The organism is Crateriforma spongiae (assembly GCF_012290005.1).
Classification (GTDB): domain Bacteria; phylum Planctomycetota; class Planctomycetia; order Pirellulales; family Pirellulaceae; genus Crateriforma; species Crateriforma spongiae.
On sequence record NZ_JAAXMS010000001.1, the window covers coordinates 849,744 to 867,556 of the forward strand.

The following is a 17,813-nucleotide window of genomic DNA, read 5'->3' on the forward strand; positions in this document are numbered from 1 at the left end:
GGCGATTAGGATGGAGGCCGAGTTCAATGGATGTCGTTTTCCGATCCTCTTTTACAACCGGCTGTCATCACATGAATCGGCGTCATTCTTTTTGTTGCATGTTGATTGCCCTGCTTCTTTGCCTGGGACCTGTGGCGTCAGCCGCATCCCCCACCGGACGCTGGAGTGGTACGTGGCGAAGCGAATCGACGGGGCATCAGGGACCGCTGCGGGCGAAGATCCGGCAAGTGGATTCACAGACCTACCGTGCTTGGTTTGCCGGCCGCTTTGCCAAAGTCGTGCCGTTCGCGTATCCGGCGACGTTGACACGTGTCCCGGGAACATCGTCGATGTACCAATCACAGACTCGGCTGCCGTTGCTGGGAACGTACCGGATGAATGCCGTTGTGACGCCGCATTCGTTCAATGCCAGTTTTACCGGAAGACGCGATGCGGGGATTTTCCAGATGAGTCGATAATCCAAAGCGACATCGCGTTGCGGCGGTCCATCCGTTCTGCGGCGGAACGTTACAATTCGACGAACCATTCGCTTTGTCTCATGTTTTCATCGGATCCAACGCCTCAACCATGTCATCGTTTCAACGTCGTGATGTCCTGAAGATCTTCGGTGCCGGTACCGCCACGGCCGGCGCAACGCGTTCGTTCGCCCAGCAGGCATCCAACACATTGGACCTGCGGGTCACCCACCAGTCCGGCTGGAATGAGTGTTTTGATCGAGTGTTTCTGGGCGGGGACTATTGGGCCAACCCAATGGAAGATTGGCGAATCGTCGATGGCATGGCGGAATGTCAGTCATCGGCCGGCAATCGAAACATCCATTTGCTGACCCATCAATTGACCAAGGCCGACCAGCCCTTTGCCGTGTCAGTGAATGTGCGACGGGTCGAGAGCGGAAAGAGCGATGCCGGCGTCGGGATTCGAATCGGAATCCGCAGCGAATTGAATGATTATCGAAGCAACCTGTTTGCGCGCAGCGGCATCAACGTTGGAATCGTCGGCGATCAATTGCAGATCGGCCGCAAGTCAGTCCCCGTCCAGTCCGATCTGGATGCCGGTAACGTCACGTTGCACCTGAGCGGAGTTCCCGATGACCATCAAGTGCGTTTGACTCTGACCGCAACCGATACCAATGACAAAGTGCTGGCAAAAGTAACGTCGAAGGTGGCTGCCGATGCTGTGCAAGGCAACGTGGCCCTTGTCAATAATTTCAAAGCTCAAGTGAAGTCGGGACAAGGCGGGAGGTATCGATTCGGCGATTGGACCGTCGCCGGCGACGCCTTCACAGTCACCCCCGAAAATCAGTTTGGTCCCATTCTGTGGACGATGTATTCGCTTAGTGATTCTCGCGGCGACGAGGGTTTTGTGTTGAAGCTTTCCGCATTGACCGGACCGCTGGGCAAAGAAGATTCGGATCAAATTCAGTTGCGGGTCCGACGCAACGGCGAAGCCTGGGAATCGATGGGCACGGCCACCTTGGATCACGATGCGTGGACCGCAACCTTCCGGCTTCCCAATTGGGATCAGAAACGGCCGGCCGACTATGAGGTGGTGTATCAGGAAAGACAAAAGAGCGGATCGCCCGTGACGCATCGCTGGAGCGGCAAGATCAAGCAAAATCCAACAGGCCGACCTCTGCGGATGGCGGGCCTGACCTGCCAAAACGACTACGCGTTTCCTTATGCACCGGTCTGTGAAAACCTGATGAGGTTGGACCCGGATTTGCTGTATTTCTCTGGCGATCAGCTCTACGAAGGTCACGGTGGATACGGTTTGATTCGCGAACCTGCCGAGCCTGCCATCTTGAACTACTTGCGTAAGTTCTATCAGCACGGACTGGCATTTCGTCACGCGATGAAAGATCGCCCAACGTTGTGTATCCCGGACGATCACGACGTGTTCCAGGGCAATATCTGGGGCGAAGGTGGCAAACCGATGGACATCGATGCCGGTGGAACGTCGTCCAATGGTGGCTACCGCGAACCGGCTCGGATGGTCAACGTGGTTCATCGAACGAATGCGTCGCATCATCCCGATTTCTATGACCCCACACCCGTCTTGCAAGACATTAGTGTGTATTACGGGGACATGGTTTACGGCGACGTTAGTTTTGCGGTGGTGGCCGACCGGCAATGGAAAAGCGGTCCTCAGAATGTGGATACCGGCAGCGGACGCGCCGATCACTTGGCTGATCGCTCGGTGGATCCGAAAACCTTGGACAAGCCGGGCTTGATCTTCCTGGGACAGCGACAAGAGGACTTTTTGCGGCAGTGGACCAAGGACTGGCGTGGTCATGCGATGAAGGTGTTGCTGACCCAAACCGTGTTTGCCGGTGTGGCAACCCACCACGGTGGATACGACGGATATCTGGTCGCCGACTTGGACTGTGGTGGTTGGCCGCAAACGCCTCGTGACCGTGCAATTGAAATTGCACGCGAAGGCATGCCGTTGCACGTCAACGGTGACCAGCACCTGACGACATTGGTTCAGTACGGTGTTGAAAAGCAACGCGACAGTTTCTGGTCGTTCTGTACGCCGGCGATTGCGGCGAGCTATCCGCGTTGGTGGCGTCCGGATGAAATGGGAATGCCTCACCAAAATCGACCACAACACGGCCGGGAAAACACCGGTGAGTACGTCGATGGTCTGGGCAATAAAGCTTATGTGTATGCCGTCGGAAATCCGGAAGTCGGCACGAAGAAGAATCGCTACGAAAAAGCGCATCAAAAGGGCAGCGGTTTCGGCATGATCACGATCGATACGAAGGCCAAAACCTATACCTTGGAATCGTTTCGGTTCATGGTCGATGCGACCGATGGGAATCCGGATAACCAGTTTCCTGGTTGGCCCGTGACCATCCATCAATCTGAAAATGCCGGGGACAACCGCCTGGGCTGATGGGTGACATCGCGTCTGGATGCCGGCCGTGCCTTTGCCGGCCGGCAATCGCGGCGGTGCTGGTCACGGCGGTGGACCTTGCAAGGGGGTGGCGGCGATCGTGGATTTAGTTACCGATCCGCTTCCGTCCGTTTTCGCCGCGAACATCGTGCTGGGAACCATGCACTTCACCACGACGGGCCGCATCAGGGTCGTGGTCGAATCGGCCGCTGCTGCGTGTCGTGACCAGCCGAATGCCGCATTCGACGTTTAGCCATTCTTCCGCCAAACGCTGGGTGGATAGAACGCGGGCCTGGATCAGCGACCGATCATTCGCCTCGGTCTGATTGGATTTGAAATCGGTCTCTGCGGTCGGCAGGCCCAACACGTAGCCCTCGCAATACGAAGCACCGCTGCCGCGACTGTGGCCGCCGTAGCGAATGCGTGCCGATGTCGCGATGGTCAGCAGCAATTCACGAAACAACTGGATGCAGTGTTCGACGTCATCCAGCGGACCATAAAACCAGAACAGCGTGCGGTGTCCCTTCGTGTTGACGTACCAAAGGACCATGGGAAAGACCTGCTCGGTCAAATAGTGTGCCAAGTCCTTTTCCCACCGACAGGCTCTTCGGCCGTTGACCGGGCACGCCATGCGGGTCAAAGCCAAGTTGTCGGTGTCATCCCGGATGGTCAGGTCTTCGCGAGAAAGGTTGTGACGCAGCATCAAGTTCTGCATCATCCGCAATGCATTGCGTTTTTCACCCTCGGTGCTGGCGTCGTTACTGGCGGTGTTGTCCAACGCTCGGATGCGATTCAGGATTTTGTCAAACTCATCCTGGTGGGCGCGGGCGTGTTGGGTTCGTCGCCGGTTTCGCGACACCGCGGGCATCGTCGCATCATGTGAATCCGACGGTGGCGGCGTCCAGAATGCAAGGATCTGGTATTCGTCGTCGACGGGATTCCAGGTGTCGTAGACGGTGTGGTCGATCACCGTTGTCCAGTGTCTTCCTTTGCCGGTTCTGCGATTCTGAGAGTCCACAATGACCACGCCTTGCGGCAGTTCATCCCACGGGACGTCATGGGCAAGCAGGCGTTTCCAACCGGCTCTTTTCAGATAGGGTTCCGCCAAATAGATCGGGACGCCATCACGCGGCGATGATTGGTTGGCATCGAACAGTTCGCGATAGACGCGGCCATAGGACCAACCGGTCGCGATGGCGATCGACCGCGTGACACAGTCGCCCGCGATTCCGACGAAGCCGCTGGACGCGCGGCCACCGTCGTCCCAGATCCACTGCACGTCATGCATCCTTTTCGAAAGCGAGGCACTGATCGGTTGGAACGACAAATCGCCGATGCGGTTTCGAACGCCCCGGCGATGTTCAGTGGACTGTCAAAGGATTGGTTGGCTGGAAACCGCGGACTATTCCACTGCTTCTTCGCCGGCGATTGCATCGTCGGCGTCCAACATGTCTTCTGCATCGGGGACCGAGGGATCCTCCGGTGCACGCTTGCGCAACTTTCGCTGTAGCGACCGGCGGTGGATTCCCAGACGTCGTGCCGCTTCGCTGATGTTGCCATCGCAGTCGGCCAAGACCCGATGGATGTGTTCCCATTCGTTTCGCGCAAGCGAGGGCGCAGGAAACGCAACGGCACCGTCGGGAACCGTTTGTTCGTCACCACGCAGGAATGCGGCAAGAATGTCGTCGGCGTCCGCGGGCTTGCTAAGGAAATTCACCGCACCGGAGCGAATGGCGTCGATCGATGCCGGAATGCTGCCGAAACCGGACAAGATGATGATCCGCGTGTCTTCCTTGAATTCCAGCAACTTGCGTAGCAATTCCAGACCGTTGCGGCCCGGCATTCGCAAGTCCAAGACCGCAAGGTCAGTGGGACGTTGCTTAAAAACTTCGACGGCCTCGTCGTAGTTCCCGGCCGTTTCGACACGGAAACCACGCTGTTGCATCGCCATTGCCAAGCGGTCCCGCAGCACGAACGTGTCGTCGACCAGCAAAATACTTTCGGCTTGAACGTCGCTGGTGGTGTAGATGGGGCCCGGTTCTGAATCTCGATCGTTCATCGTTCCTTTCCTGGTACTGCGAGACATGCGACCAAGTCTCAAGTGTAACCCGATTGTGACATTTTGTTTGCATCCCGTCGCCCCGTTTCGCCACAGTTGGGCACGATTTAAAGGGCACCTGTGACAATATGGGTCAGTTCGCCGGTGGGCGGATGGGCAAAATGATCCGTGCCGTCGTTCCGACACCGGGCGTCGAGTCCATTTTCAGTTGACCACCTAGCTTTTTCACAACGTTTCGCGTCAAAAAAATGCCCAGTCCGATCCCGCGACCCGGATCTTTGGTGGTGTAGAAAGGATTACCGATCCGTTCTAAAACGTCTTCGCTCATGCCGCATCCGGAATCGGTCACGATCAGTTGCAACACGCCATCGTCGACACGGGTCTCCAAGACAACGTTTTTGTCGCGGTCACTTGCGTCCAAACCGTTGTGGATCAAGTTTCGAATCGCTTGAGCCACCGCTTCCTGAGGCACCCACAGCGGTCGGTCTTCGATTTCCGGTGCGGCGTCGATCACATCCACGCGATGCGGTTGGCGGACGCCATCAAGGGCGACGTCAATCAATTCGCCGACGGTGGTTTCGTCCCAACGACCTGTCGTTGAATCACCCGATGCAGCACGCATTCGCTGCAGAATTTGTCGGCAGTGTTCCAGCTGTCCGTCGATCAGCTGCAAGTCTTCTTCCACTGATGCGGGCTTCTCGATTCCATCCAAGTGGCGGAACAATTCACGAACGATGACATCAATGGTGGATAACGGCGTGGCCAGTTCGTGTGCCGCGCCGGCGGCCAACGTCGTCAAACCTTCCAGTTGTCGATTGGCTGCTTCGGTGGCTTGTGCTTCCAACAACTGCGTTTCACGCATTCGCAGTTCGCCGGAGGTGCGGGTGACGAAGTACGTGATGACGGCCGAACACGCGGTGAAAGCGATCATCTGGCCCAGTCGATGAATGTTGCTTGCCGCGTCGATGTTGGTGTCAAGCAGTTCCGGCAGCGCGGTGGAAAACACCAACAGAAACGCGAAACCGACCACCGCGACGACCGTCAATGTCCATGCGCGATACGGCCGCAGCATCACGCCACCGACCGACAAGTTGACCAAGTAGAAAAAGCAAAACGGATTCTGAGTGCCACCGGTCAGGTGCAACATGGCAGTCAACGTCACGAGGTCCAGCAGCATCAACACCCAAGCGATCCATCCCGCGGACTTGCTGGCATCGTCGTCGATGTCCACAAGTAAAGACGACGGGTCGTCGGTCGAATTCGCCAGCCGGCCGACAGGTCCCTTCATGCCAATGGCTTCGGGGCGACTTAATTCATCCGATGGCTCAACCGTCGCGGCGGGTTTCTTGCGTGTCAGCCACAACGCATAAATGACGTTCGTCGTGGCGGTCAATGCGACCAGGCCCAACAGCGGCAGGTACGCCACATCAAGGTCGGCCAAGACCCAAACGGCAAAGATCGTCACCAGCTGGCCGACCACCGCCGCCGAACGCAACAGCAACAACCATGTGGATGAACCCAAACGGGCACGTTGCATCAACGGCATAGCGGCATTCCCGCGGCTACAAGAGGATCAAACAAGGCTTCGGTGATTCGCGACGAACTGATTCGATCGCCATGGACGACGAACTTGTTCGCGATCGGCCACCGCCAGTCGGTTTCGGCAGGTCGACCAAAGTCACCGAGATGCGGTGATTGAATCAGCGGGATTGGCGTCGTGCAAGCTCATCACGCAGACGGGCCGCCAATTCATACTCTTCCTGTTGAATGGCGGCATCCAGGCGTTCGCTAAGCGTTTGGCCGACTTCGTACTCGTTTCGCAACGATTCGCGTAGTTCGGTCAAGCGGACGACCAGCTCGTCTTCTTCAAAATGTTCTTCGGCATCGTGCTGAATAAAAAACTGACGCATCGTTTCCAAGCCGCGATTGATCGCTTGCACGGCTTCTTCGGCGCTGTTTTCTTCCAATTCACCCAGCGCTTCGGCCTGGGTCCGGTGGAACAAAACGAATGGTCGGTACTGTTCGTGCGATCCCGTCCATTCTTCATCCGGGCTCATCACCGACGACAGGTCCATCAGCCGCAAGGTGTGATTCGCGTCCATGACCGCGCGGTGGTAATACTGCAGCCGCAACCAGCACAAACGCCGATGATAAAACTGCATGAATTCACGGTCGACTTCGGCGCATTCATCATCCGTCAGCACACGGTCCGGGGCTTCCAGATGTTCCAGTTGCAAATGGTCCAGATAGGTGTCGGATCCTTCAACCTTTGAACCATCCGGACGGCCGGCGGTTTCCAGTTGCAGAATGCCCATGTCCAGCCGCATTTGAATCACGTCGCGGCCGTCTTTGCCTTTAACCAATCGGACGTTCAGATTCGACGGATCATAGGCCCACTTGGACAACAGGTCGTCGATATGCATTGAACGTTTCATCGATTCCATCGGTCTGGCTGGACGAGAGAAACCGGCCGCTGCGCCCCGGCCGATCGATCGGCCCTCGGCCTGAGCTCTACTATAGCAGCGACAATTTTGACGAGAAGCATTGAATCCGATTCCGCATCAGTCGCGCGGGATGGGCGACCGGCGAAGCTGTTTTTTTTGGCTGTGCTGTTTTTTCTTTTTCAATCGTTTTTTGTTGCTTGAACGACTGGGGCGGGTCGCCTTGCGTGGTTTCGGCGGCCACTGGCATTCCAGCAACAGATCGACCAAGCGTTGCCGGACGTCCGCTAGATTACTGGGCTGATCGCGAAAACGGTCACTATGCAGCACCAAATCACCGTCACGGGTGATACGGTTACTTTGACGGGCCATGAACCGGCGTTTCCAATCCTCCGGCATCGCATCGCATTGCCCGGGAGACCACCGCAATGTGACCCGGGAATTGACTTTGTTGACGTTCTGCCCGCCAGGGCCACTGCTTCGCGAATGCGAAATCTGGATCGATTCCGCCGGCAACGTTAAACGTCGATTGACGACCAAATCGCTCACTGACACTCTCCCACCGATTCGATCGGCGACACCATGAACCAAAAAAAATTTCCAGCGTTCTTGTTTGCTTCGCCGCCCCGACGATGCCGGTCGTCGGTAGGGGGACGCTTCCTACCATCGGCCGAATCAACGGTCCACGCAAGCCTTATGCCGAAACATTGCTTCGCGAATCATCGCGTGTCCAAAGAACGTGTGCGCGGCGGCCTTCGGCTGACCTTCACGCCGCCCGGCCGACGGCGACACCTGCCGGAAACCGCCAACTCGAGTGCGCCCGCGGTGCAACAGTGCTGCCTGGTCGCCCCAAAGGTGATTGCACATTGGATGATCGCCCTGGCACTGGTCGTCGTGACGGCCGGTCGGTCGGCGGCAGATTGGCCGCGGTTTCTGGGGCCGCACTTCGATGGCACCGTCCACGACGCGGATTTGATCCAAACCGCCGATCGAGTCGACTGGAACGGCAAGCCTTCGGTCACCTGGTCGTTGCCGGTTGGCGAAGGCTACGGCATCGGTGTCACCGCGGCCGATCGATACTATCACTTTGATGCGGCACCCGATTCCAACGACCCCCGCGCCTTTGGACGCCGGTCATCGATCACGGAACGACTGCGATGTGTCGATCTAGTATCGGGACAGGTCATCTGGACCCAACAAAACGAATGTCGATACCAAGACTTGTACGGGTACGAAGCCGGACCGCGATCGAGTCCCACCGTGCACCAAGACAGTGTCTATACACTTGGGGTTCGCGGTCGCCTGACTTGTCGATCGCTACGCGACGGCACTGAACGATGGGCGGTGGAAACCGTTGATCAATTCGCTGTGGTCCAGAATTTTTTCGGCGTCGGATCGGCTCCTCTGGTCATCGGTGATTTGGTCATCGTCATGGTGGGCGGCAGCCCCGACGAAGACCAAGAAGTTCCACCGGGACAGTTGAACCGCGTCAGCCCGAATGGCACCGGCTTGGTTGCTTTCGATCGAAACACAGGTCAAGTGCAGTGGCAAACCGTTGACGATCTGGCCAGCTACAGCAGTCCACGTCCGATTCAGATCGACGACAAAGCGTGTGTCTTGTTGTTGGCCCGCGATCACTTGTGGTGTGTCGACGCAAAGGCCGGGACGACCCTTTGGAAGTTCCATCACCGGTCGGACTTGCTGGAAAGCGTCAATGCCATGACTCCCGTGGTCGACGGATCAAAGGTGTTCATCAGCGAGTGCTATGAAGTGGGAAGTGTGTTGCTGGATGTGGATTCATCCGAATTACCAACCGTCGTTTGGCAAGACCCGCGTCGCGATCGTCGACGTATGGCGATGCGCAGCCACTGGGCGACGCCGGTTTTGGTCAATGGTTACCTTTACGGCTGTAGTGGCCGAAACGCCCCGGACAGCGATTTTCGTTGTGTGGACCTGATGACGGGTACCGTCAAATGGACTGGATTGGAACGCCGACGCAGCAGCGTGACCGCGGTGGGGGACCATTTGTTGATTTTGGAGGAACGCGGCACACTTCACATCGCAAAGGCCGAACCCGAAGCACTGTCGATTCAGGCTTCGCATGATCTGTCCACTGAAGAAGCCTTTGCGAACGGCGACGCAAAGTCAGCACTTCGGTACCCCTGTTGGTCCGCGCCCCTGTGGGTGTCCGTCCCCGATCGTACGCCGCAAATACTGGTCCGTGGCGATCAAACGGTCCTGTGTTTGCAATTCCCGATGAAGTGATAACGGGACCGATGAGGCATTGTCCAAGTTGGCCCAGCGGACCCGGAGTCCTAGGGTTGCTCCGGCGCCGCGTCGTCAATCGCATCGCCTGAACTCGATGCATCGCCAGGATCCTGTTTACCAGTTGGATTGACTGGGGATTCGAACAGAAACTGAAAGTCGATCGTCAGGGTATCGATACGTGCTTTGATACTGTTGTGTGGCATCAACGTTTGTTCGGTATCGCGGAACGTGAACTTGGATCCGACGTCGTTTCGCAATTGCTGCGCGACCAGTTTGCCGTTTCGAACATCGATGGCTTGGAAATCCAATGACTGCTCACGCTTTCCTTGCGTCGAATAGGCACTGCGCAAACGTGTGAACAGCAACAGCGGTGAAGCCGCGGGTTGGTCCAAGGTAACGCCCCAAGGAAGTTCGAAATCTTGCCGCCATTTCAATTCGCCGGTGACGCTATCAAATGCCAACGCGGCTCCCGCTTCCTTTTGATTGTCTGTCGTGCGGCCGTCCAGTTTTTCCGATTCGATGTCATTGCTTGCCGGCAAACTTACTTGAGGCAGAATGACCAAACCACCGCGCATTTGAACGCTTGATAACCCGTGATGTGCCTGCGACATGTCGATTGATTCGCGGGCAAGTTCCTTTCCGGTTTGCAGATCCCAGACTGCAAGCTTGCCTTCATGATTCAGAACCGTGACCCAACGACCGTTCAACAGGTCCCCGAACGAATCTTCGGTGGACTGGCTGGAACGGGACACGATGCAGTCGTCGGATTCGATCATCACGCCACCGTCGTCAGCGAATGGATCGATCATGATCACGCGTCGACGCAGTGAATCGTCTTGGTCATCTTCACCGTCGGCCTGAATCGCGACAACAAAGCGATCGCTGCGGCCCCACAGATTGCCATGATTCCAAGGCTTTTGACTGGTCAGTGTCCCGTCATACAGATCGTAAACTCGAATCTCATTCGTTTCGTCGGAGACAAGGGCCACACGCGATCCGTCGACGACCAACACGCCGGTTCGTGGTGCGTCGGTGGTTCGCCATCGTGTGTCGCCCGTGATCGCATCCAGGCACATCAATTCGCCGTTTCGAAACACGAAGAAGCGATCGCCCAGGATCGGTCCCACACTGATTTCCGGCAGCATTCCGTTGATCATCGTTCCACTGCTGATTCGGTTGCGATAAATGACATCGCCCAAATCGTTTTCGGTACGCACGGATGAAACGCCCGATTCGCGACTGACCAATTCACGTCGCCAGATCATCGGTGGTTGCATCGCGTCATTGACTTTGGTCATGTCCAACGCGATCAGCTCCGTTCCCACACTTAACAGTGCCAGGCTTCCGCTGATCGCATATTCCCGCATGCCGTTGCGATTGGGGTGCGGGGACAGCGCGATCGGTCGTGCGCGTCCCAACGCATCACGCACTTGCAGCGACTGGCTGCTGTTGGTGCCGATTTCCCATCCGGCAAACGTTCGTCCCGATTCCGACGATAAACGTAAAGTGGCAAAGCGGCGCTGCAACGCTTGGAAATTGGACATGGCCATGGTCGGACTGGCTCGCGTTAACAGGTCCAAGCTGACGTCGACGCGATCGGGCCACAGATCCAGCGGCGCGGTTCGCTGGCCAAGCAAATCGGGTAACGGGCCGGCCCAATCCGCTTCGGCCAACCGATCAATCGCCGTTCGGTTTGCCAGTTCGGCGATGACCGCGGATGCGTCTTCCGGCATCTCGGACTTTGCGTAGGCATACGCCAACATGTAAAGACGATCGTCGGAAAGCTCTTTCCAACGTCGATGTGGCAGTGTGCCCAGTGCCATCCGTTCGATTAAATGATATTGACGTTTCGTTTTCAAACGATCGAACAACACGTGGCCGATCTGGTCGGCGAATCCTGTCGGTGACCATTGCCGCATCAATTCTTGCAGCTGCGCGGTCGGGCGGGCCAACTGTTCCGACAACGTGCGGCTGACCAAATCGTCCAGCTTCTCCTCAGACACCGAAACGTTGTTGGTTTGGTCTTCGGTGATTCGATAGCAACGTGCCACGCGGCCGGCGATCCATTCATGCACCGAAAGCGTTTGCGAACCGGTAACCACCGTGCCGTCGCTTTCGGGGGCATCCAACACCAAGCTGGACAATGCCAACAGTTCACGCAGTGATTGTTCCGGTTGGCCTTGACGCAGAAAACCATCCACCTTCAGGCGTTGGAATTCCAGCAACTGTTCCGGCTGATCGATTCTGGGTTCCAGCTTGGCAATCAGATCGGTATCGATGCTTTCCGATTCACGTAACTGTTCCAGCATCGCCGACACCAGCAGTTGATCAATTTCATCGTTGTCGCTATCCAACGCTTCGGCTTTGTGCAGCACATCGACGGCTTGGTCGCGTTGACCGTTTTCCAGCAACAGTTGCGCTTGGTCGATCAGTGCCATCACATCGTCGGGGTTTTGGTCCAGACGAAGACGCACTTCTGGTTGCAAACTACTCATCCCCGATGCCATGACGACTTCGGTCGCAGTTTGACTGAATAGTTCGCCACCGGATGCCACTAGATTGCCCAACGGATAGTCGACCTTTTTGCGACCCGTGATCGACCCATCAGCGGTCGAAATCCGAATCAGTTCGTGTTGCGTTGTGGGGACGTAATAGTCGCCATCGCCGAATGCTCCACGACCCGCCACTTCTTGATCGCCGGCAAACACAGAATCATCGACGGCCCAAACTTTCGTTCCCGATTCCAGGTCATACGCGGCAACCTGACGGCGGCCGACCAAGATGTAATTGCCGTCGCGAATTCCGGCGACGTACAGTTCACCGTTTCTGGGTTTCGCACGAAAACTGGGTTGCCCCGTCGCCGCATTCAGAACGATCAATTGGTCGCTTTCGATGGGGGTGATCACCACATGACCGTCGCCGGCGATTGCGACGCCGTCGGCCCAACGACGCTGGGTGGATTCACGATCATTTCGCTCGGGATCAAAAAAACTGTTGTTGGCGGCGGAACGAGGCCGTGGGTAACGATGGGCCCAGCGGAACGTCCGGTCCGCTAAATCAATCGCGACCACCAATCCGTTTCCGGTCGCACAAATCAATAGCCCTTGATAATAGGTTGGCATCGCGCCGGCCAATCTTCGCTGTGCATCGAATCGCACCGGCAAGCCATCAATCGAACCCAAAGTTTGTCGCCAAATTTCTTGGCCGGTCGCGGGATCCAGGCAATACAGTCCCAGATCGCCGCTGACTTCCGCCATCACATACAACCGGCCATCGATGGGCAGTGGTGGCCCCAAAAAGAAAGCATCGCCCAAGGTGCTGGCTTCATCTTCATCAGCCCCGATTCGCCACAGCAGCTTGCCCTGTGTCTTCAGTTCCAAAGCGACCAGGGTGTTGGCCGCTTCCCGACGTGATCGCAATCCCATCGCGCTATTGCCCATGCGAAACGATTCCAGGTCATCCAATCCGTCCAGTAAGAACAACCGTTGGCCGTCGCTGGAAAGCTGGCCATAGGGAAGGTCGTGCCAAACCCGCTGGACCAATTGTGCGACCTCCTGTTCCTCGCTCAGCGATGGATGCGGCGTTTCGAAATCATCCAACGCATCCTGGGCGGAATACCAAGGAAAGGTCCAAACCATCTTGCCAGTGGATTGATCGATTCCGGTCAGCCATTTGGTCGTCCGGACCATCACTTGGCCGTCGATCGCAAGCGGTTGCGCGCTGGGAGGCAGCAGAACACCTTGGCTGCGGAAACGTTCGGCTTGGTCGGCCAGCAATTCGGATTCCCGGGGCGATGCGGTCGATTCGACCACCCATTCCGGCCGAGTCAGCGGCATTTGCCCTGACGCACCTCCGTTACGGTCCGGCGTCGTTCCCATCAAACCAAAGTTCTGCCTCAATCGAGCCGACGCCAAATCGGCGATCGTCGCCGCATCGTCACACCATTGACGCAATGATTCGCCCGAACGGCTTTCGCCCGCGGCGATTGCCTCGGCATCGCCGATCGCGGGAACCGGCCCGGAAAGTTCCAGCTCCGGTTCAAGTTTTAGTTCCGATTGCCGGGCCGCGACCGCGAACAATGCAACAACCGATGCGTCGATGTGCGGTGAAGCGTCGGCTTGCGGAATGATGTCTTTCAACAGCATGGCACAATGCAAGGCTTCGCCACGCTGCCACGCGCGACGTGCCAGGACGATCGAAGACAGATACCCGGCCTGGGTGTGGAAGTACCGGCGTCGGACTTCGGCCAAGGCAAGCCAATCACGTTGCTGGGTCGCCTGGTCGAAAATTCGTCGTGCCGACGGGCCGTACAGTAATTCATACGTCTCGCGTGCGTCGGCCGGCAAATCGCCGATCATCTGGCGGGCTTGGCGGATCAAGCTTTGTGACAACGTGGCGTTGGGATCCTGGTCGACCGAGTCCAGGAAATAGTCTTGGGTCAGCGCCAGGTCGGCTGCTTCGCTGGTCTCTTGCTGCAGGAAATCGCCTAAGCCGGCAACGGCATCGCTCCATTGCTGTTGATCGATTGCTCGCTGGGCGTCGCTCAAGATCTGTCGCACTGCGCGGGGTGGCGTGATCAAGCCCGCGGATGATTCGGCGCGATTTTGAAAGGGCAGGCCTTGGGCCGACACGGTGCCGCAAAGCATCGCCAGCCAGCCCAGGTAAACCAACAAAAACCGAAAGCGGAAAGACAAGGTCATCGTTTGATCCGATGTGATGATGGCGTATGAATCGATTCGCCGATTGCAGAATACGGTGCTTTCAACCGAGTCCATTGTAAAACCCGTTCACCCCAGCGATACACCGATCAATCGTGCGATCTGCCGTTGATGCCCCCTACAGGGGAATCCAACACTCGCGTCTTCGCGGGCGATGACAAAGGACCGACGTATCGCCGTGCGGTCATCACCGAATCTAGCCGACGCTGAATCTGGTCAGACTTCGCCCGATCGATCGATTCGGTCCAGACCGCCAGCGGGCCCGATTAGACAACGCATGCCAGCAGACGCTGCGAAACCTCGTCCATCGTTCCGGTGCCATCAACGTCGGTCAGGATGCCGGACTGGCGGTAATAGTCCAGAACGGGCCGAGTTTGCGATTCAAAGATTTCCAGGCGGACCCGGATGGTTTCGTCGGTGTCGTCATCGCGGTCTTCGGTTTCCGCACGACGTGCCAAACGTTCGATCAAGATTTCCTGGGGGACGCACAGCGAAATGACATGGGTCAGCTGTTCGTCTTGGCTGCTCAAGTAATCGTCCATCAGCCGCGCCTGTTGGACATTCCGCGGAAAACCATCCAGCAGGTAGCCCGATGAACAATCCGCCTTTTCCAAACGACGGGTCAGGATCTTCATCACCAAATCGTCGGGGGCTAAGCGGCCGCCGTCGATATAGCTGGCCACCAATTCGCCGACCTCCGATCCGTCCTTGGTCGCACGCAGCATTTCGCCGGTCGACAAATGCGGGATCGACAAACGTTCGGACAGACGCCGGCACTGGGTGCCCTTGCCTGCCCCGGGCGGACCAATGAAGACGATCCGGAACACGGGGGCGTCGTTGTGATCGACGCCACGTCGGTTGGATGCGTTCAAAGATTCACCGAGTCAGAAGCGAAACGAAACGGTCGGGCGACGGCCACGCTCAGACGACGGGTGACGTTCCGCCACCGGCACCTTCAAGCAACCCGCGATAGTTTCGCATCACCAAGTGGCTGTCGATCTTCTGCACCAAGTCGAATGCGACGCTGACGGCGATAAGAAGGCCCGTTCCGCCGTAAAAACCAGCGATCGAATAAGGCACACCCAACGACCCGTAAACAATCGTCGGGACGATCGCGATCAATCCCAAGAACGCGGCCCCGACATAGGTGATTCGTACCATCACCTTTTCCAGGTAATCGGTCGTTCGCTTGCCGGGACGATACCCCGGAATGAACGTTCCGCTTTCCTTCAGGTTGTCCGACATTTCTTTCGGGTTGAACGTGATGGCCGTCCAGAAGTAGCAGAAGAAGAAAATCAACGCGACGTACAGCAGATTGAAGAAGTAGGAGCTTTGGTCCTGCATCGACAATCCGACCATGTTCAGCCAACGGAACAACGACGAATCAGTCTCAAACAGACCCGCCATGAATCCGAAGAACACCCCGGGAATCATCAGCAAACTGCTGGCGAAAATGATCGGCATCACGCCGGCTTGGTTAATCCGCAGCGGCAAGAATTGACGGGTGCCACCGTAAACACGGCGTCCGCGGGTGAACTTGGCCGATTGCGTCGGGATCTTGCGTTGCCCCAGCGTGATGAAGACCACGCCGAAAACAACACAGACAAACAACAAGACCAACAATATCAGTGTTTCAATGCCGACCTGTCCGCGGCTAAGCCCCGTCAGTTGCGGCTTCATGTTTCGGATCAGTTCATACAACGCTTTGGGCATCTGGGCCAAAATGCCCGCCATGATCAACAGGCTGATGCCGTTGCCGATACCGTATTCGTCGATCTGTTCGCCCAACCACATCAGGAACACCGTCCCGCAGGTCATCACCAGGACGGCGACGATCTGCCAGCCCCAAAACAGGCCCGTGCCTTCGGCGTTCAAAAAGTTCGGGTTGATGTTTCCGAAGCCACCCGGGCCACCGGCCATCAACATGAACTTCAGGTACATGTAGCTTTGGACCAAACAAATCGCCACGGTCAGATAACGCGTGTATTCGTTCAGCTTTTTGCGGCCCGCCTCGCCTTCCTTCTTCAGCTCTTCCAGCGGTTTGTAAACGCTGCCCAGCAACTGGAAAATGATCGACGCCGAAATGTAGGGCATGATCCCCAGACCAAAGATCGTCGCCTGGCGCAGATCGCTGGCGGCGAACATGCTGACCCGCTCGAAGAAGTCGGCCGCCCCACCGGAGGATTCGCCCAAGTTCGTGGCGACCATCGGCAACGGGATGTGAAAACCGATCCGATAAACGGCCAGCAACCCGATGGTCAGAAGCACCTTCTTCCGCAATTCGGGAATGGTGAAGACGATTCGAAGCTTTTCAAACATGTGCCAGAACGGACAACGGGGATGGCGTGCAGAAAAGACGAAGATTAGCGATTTTCCGGTTCGTCCGCGAGGCTGAACGGTCGGAAATTTGCCTTCCGCAACCGCAGAAAACACCACAAAATCGGCTGTCAGGCAGATTTCACCGAATCTTTCTGCCAATTCTTTCCCGTCACAGGGGATCGAAGAAGCGGTCATGCCGGCTTCGCTGCAGGGGCCGGCTGATCGGACCGGAACGCCGGCGACGGTAACGATTCGGCCCATGGAACTAAGCCGGCCGATGCCGATTTGAATCAGAAACCGGCTCCCGCGTTGGCCGATCCATCCGGCCGAACTCTTTCACGATATGCCCATCAATTTGAGGCATGGTCCACCTCACGCCGGCGCTGCCGGGAAAATGCGGGTGGTGTTCGATCCCCACTTTGTTGGCTGGGCCGCTTGATTGCTGATATCATCGACGGACGCACGTAACCGTTGACTAGTTTTTGGCGGCAGTCTTTAGGGGGCTCGCAGTAGAGGACTGCCGTTGGAAAGCACGCCGTCTCGGATTGGTCGATCATGAGTGGTACAGGGAAATCAACCGATAGCCTGCTCCAGTCGTTGCAGGCTGAGCTGCGAGGGATGGCCGCAAAAAAATTGCGTGCCGAACGGCCCGACCATCTATTGCAGACGACCGCCTTGGTCAACGAAGTCTATTTGAAACTTCAGGGCGAACATTTGACGTCCGGTTGGACCAGCCGCTCTCATTTTCTGCGGGCATCGGCCGAGGCGATGCGACGGATCTTGGTGGATTCGGCTCGGGCCAGACTTTGCCAGAAACGGGGCGGCGGGATGGCGCGCGCCGATCTCGGTGACATCGCGCTGGAATTGCCAATGGCCCCCGATGACTTGCTCGGGATTCACGATTGTCTCGACCGATTCGCGGAGGAAGACGAGGTGAAGGCCGAACTGGTCAAGCTGCGTGTCTTTGGTGGTTTGACGCAGCGGGAGGTCGCCCAGGTTCTCGACATTTCTCGGGCCACGGCGGATCGATACTGGGCCTACGCGAAAGCACGACTGATGAAAATGATGGATCCGGAGTCGAATTAAGGATCCGGCTTCGGACCGACGTGGATC

12 protein-coding genes are annotated in these 17,813 nt (G+C 57.1%); 4 read left to right on the forward strand and 8 right to left on the reverse strand.

Annotated features, from left to right (window positions below; all coding sequences use genetic code 11):
- The first annotated feature begins 98 nt into the window (after positions 1-98).
- Both HFP54_RS03135 and HFP54_RS03140 read left to right on the forward strand, forming a co-directional pair.
- Positions 99-458 carry a hypothetical protein gene (locus HFP54_RS03135; RefSeq protein WP_168564006.1) on the forward strand — a complete coding sequence of 120 codons (360 nt, stop codon included), beginning with the start codon at positions 99-101 and terminating at the stop codon, positions 456-458.
- A gap of 109 nt (positions 459-567) precedes the next feature.
- Positions 568-2,895 carry an alkaline phosphatase D family protein gene (locus tag HFP54_RS03140; protein ID WP_168564007.1) on the forward strand — a complete coding sequence of 776 codons (2,328 nt, stop codon included), beginning with the start codon at positions 568-570 and terminating at the stop codon, positions 2,893-2,895.
- Positions 2,896-3,001: 106 nt separating this feature from the next.
- On the opposite strand, the gene HFP54_RS26085 is transcribed toward HFP54_RS03140, so the two are convergent.
- The 5 genes from HFP54_RS26085 to arfB form a co-directional block, all read right to left on the reverse strand.
- Entirely contained in the window at positions 3,002-4,183 is a 1,182-nt protein-coding gene (locus HFP54_RS26085; RefSeq protein WP_206035964.1) for a DUF2786 domain-containing protein, read from the reverse strand.
- 114 nt (positions 4,184-4,297) lie between these two features.
- Positions 4,298-4,954, reverse strand: a complete 657-nt coding sequence (locus HFP54_RS03150) for a response regulator transcription factor (RefSeq protein WP_145300786.1) — start codon at positions 4,952-4,954, stop codon at positions 4,298-4,300.
- A gap of 133 nt (positions 4,955-5,087) precedes the next feature.
- The gene (locus HFP54_RS03155; protein ID WP_146412477.1) at positions 5,088-6,500 is read right to left on the reverse strand and encodes a sensor histidine kinase; all 1,413 of its coding nucleotides are present in this window, start codon (positions 6,498-6,500) and stop codon (positions 5,088-5,090) included.
- A 154-nt stretch (positions 6,501-6,654) separates the two neighbouring features.
- The gene (locus tag HFP54_RS03160) at positions 6,655-7,389 is read right to left on the reverse strand and encodes a UvrB/UvrC motif-containing protein (RefSeq protein WP_146412479.1); all 735 of its coding nucleotides are present in this window, start codon (positions 7,387-7,389) and stop codon (positions 6,655-6,657) included.
- A gap of 126 nt (positions 7,390-7,515) precedes the next feature.
- Positions 7,516-7,944, reverse strand: coding sequence for an alternative ribosome rescue aminoacyl-tRNA hydrolase ArfB (arfB, locus tag HFP54_RS03165; RefSeq protein WP_146412481.1), 429 nt, complete (start codon positions 7,942-7,944; stop codon positions 7,516-7,518).
- 177 nt (positions 7,945-8,121) lie between these two features.
- Here arfB and HFP54_RS03170 point away from each other — a divergent pair, with 177 nt between their 5' ends.
- Positions 8,122-9,660 (forward strand): BamB-related PQQ repeat family beta-propellar protein, encoded by a 1,539-nt coding sequence (locus HFP54_RS03170; protein ID WP_315853838.1) that lies wholly within the window; start codon positions 8,122-8,124, stop codon positions 9,658-9,660.
- A 50-nt stretch (positions 9,661-9,710) separates the two neighbouring features.
- Here the strand turns inward: HFP54_RS03170 and HFP54_RS03175 are convergent, their stop codons facing one another.
- The 3 genes from HFP54_RS03175 to secY form a co-directional block, all read right to left on the reverse strand.
- Positions 9,711-14,363, reverse strand: coding sequence for a BamB-related PQQ repeat family beta-propellar protein (locus HFP54_RS03175; RefSeq protein ID WP_168564009.1), 4,653 nt, complete (start codon positions 14,361-14,363; stop codon positions 9,711-9,713).
- 284 nt (positions 14,364-14,647) lie between these two features.
- Entirely contained in the window at positions 14,648-15,253 is a 606-nt protein-coding gene (locus HFP54_RS03180; protein WP_196784269.1) for an adenylate kinase, read from the reverse strand.
- Positions 15,254-15,302: 49 nt separating this feature from the next.
- On the reverse strand, positions 15,303-16,700 hold the full coding sequence (secY, locus tag HFP54_RS03185) for a preprotein translocase subunit SecY (RefSeq protein ID WP_168564193.1): 1,398 nt from the start codon (positions 16,698-16,700) through the stop codon (positions 15,303-15,305).
- Positions 16,701-17,255: 555 nt separating this feature from the next.
- On the opposite strand from secY, the gene HFP54_RS03190 reads away from it, so the two are divergent.
- Positions 17,256-17,786 (forward strand): ECF-type sigma factor, encoded by a 531-nt coding sequence (locus HFP54_RS03190; protein ID WP_168564010.1) that lies wholly within the window; start codon positions 17,256-17,258, stop codon positions 17,784-17,786.
- Positions 17,787-17,813: the final 27 nt, after the last annotated feature.

Excerpts from the sequence above, each read along its gene's own strand:
- HFP54_RS03155 (WP_146412477.1), bottom strand. The coding sequence starts at position 6,500 with ATGCCGTTGATGCAACGTGCCCGTTTGGGTTCATCCACATGGTTGTTG.
- HFP54_RS03190 (WP_168564010.1), top strand. The coding sequence starts at position 17,256 with ATGAGTGGTACAGGGAAATCAACCGATAGCCTGCTCCAGTCGTTGCAG.
- HFP54_RS03160 (WP_146412479.1), bottom strand. The coding sequence starts at position 7,389 with ATGAAACGTTCAATGCATATCGACGACCTGTTGTCCAAGTGGGCCTAT.
- secY (WP_168564193.1), bottom strand. The coding sequence starts at position 16,700 with ATGTTTGAAAAGCTTCGAATCGTCTTCACCATTCCCGAATTGCGGAAG.
- HFP54_RS03175 (WP_168564009.1), bottom strand. The coding sequence starts at position 14,363 with ATGACCTTGTCTTTCCGCTTTCGGTTTTTGTTGGTTTACCTGGGCTGG.
- HFP54_RS03150 (WP_145300786.1), bottom strand. The coding sequence starts at position 4,954 with ATGAACGATCGAGATTCAGAACCGGGCCCCATCTACACCACCAGCGAC.
- HFP54_RS03140 (WP_168564007.1), top strand. The coding sequence starts at position 568 with ATGTCATCGTTTCAACGTCGTGATGTCCTGAAGATCTTCGGTGCCGGT.
- HFP54_RS26085 (WP_206035964.1), bottom strand. The coding sequence starts at position 4,183 with ATGCATGACGTGCAGTGGATCTGGGACGACGGTGGCCGCGCGTCCAGC.
- HFP54_RS03135 (WP_168564006.1), top strand. The coding sequence starts at position 99 with ATGTTGATTGCCCTGCTTCTTTGCCTGGGACCTGTGGCGTCAGCCGCA.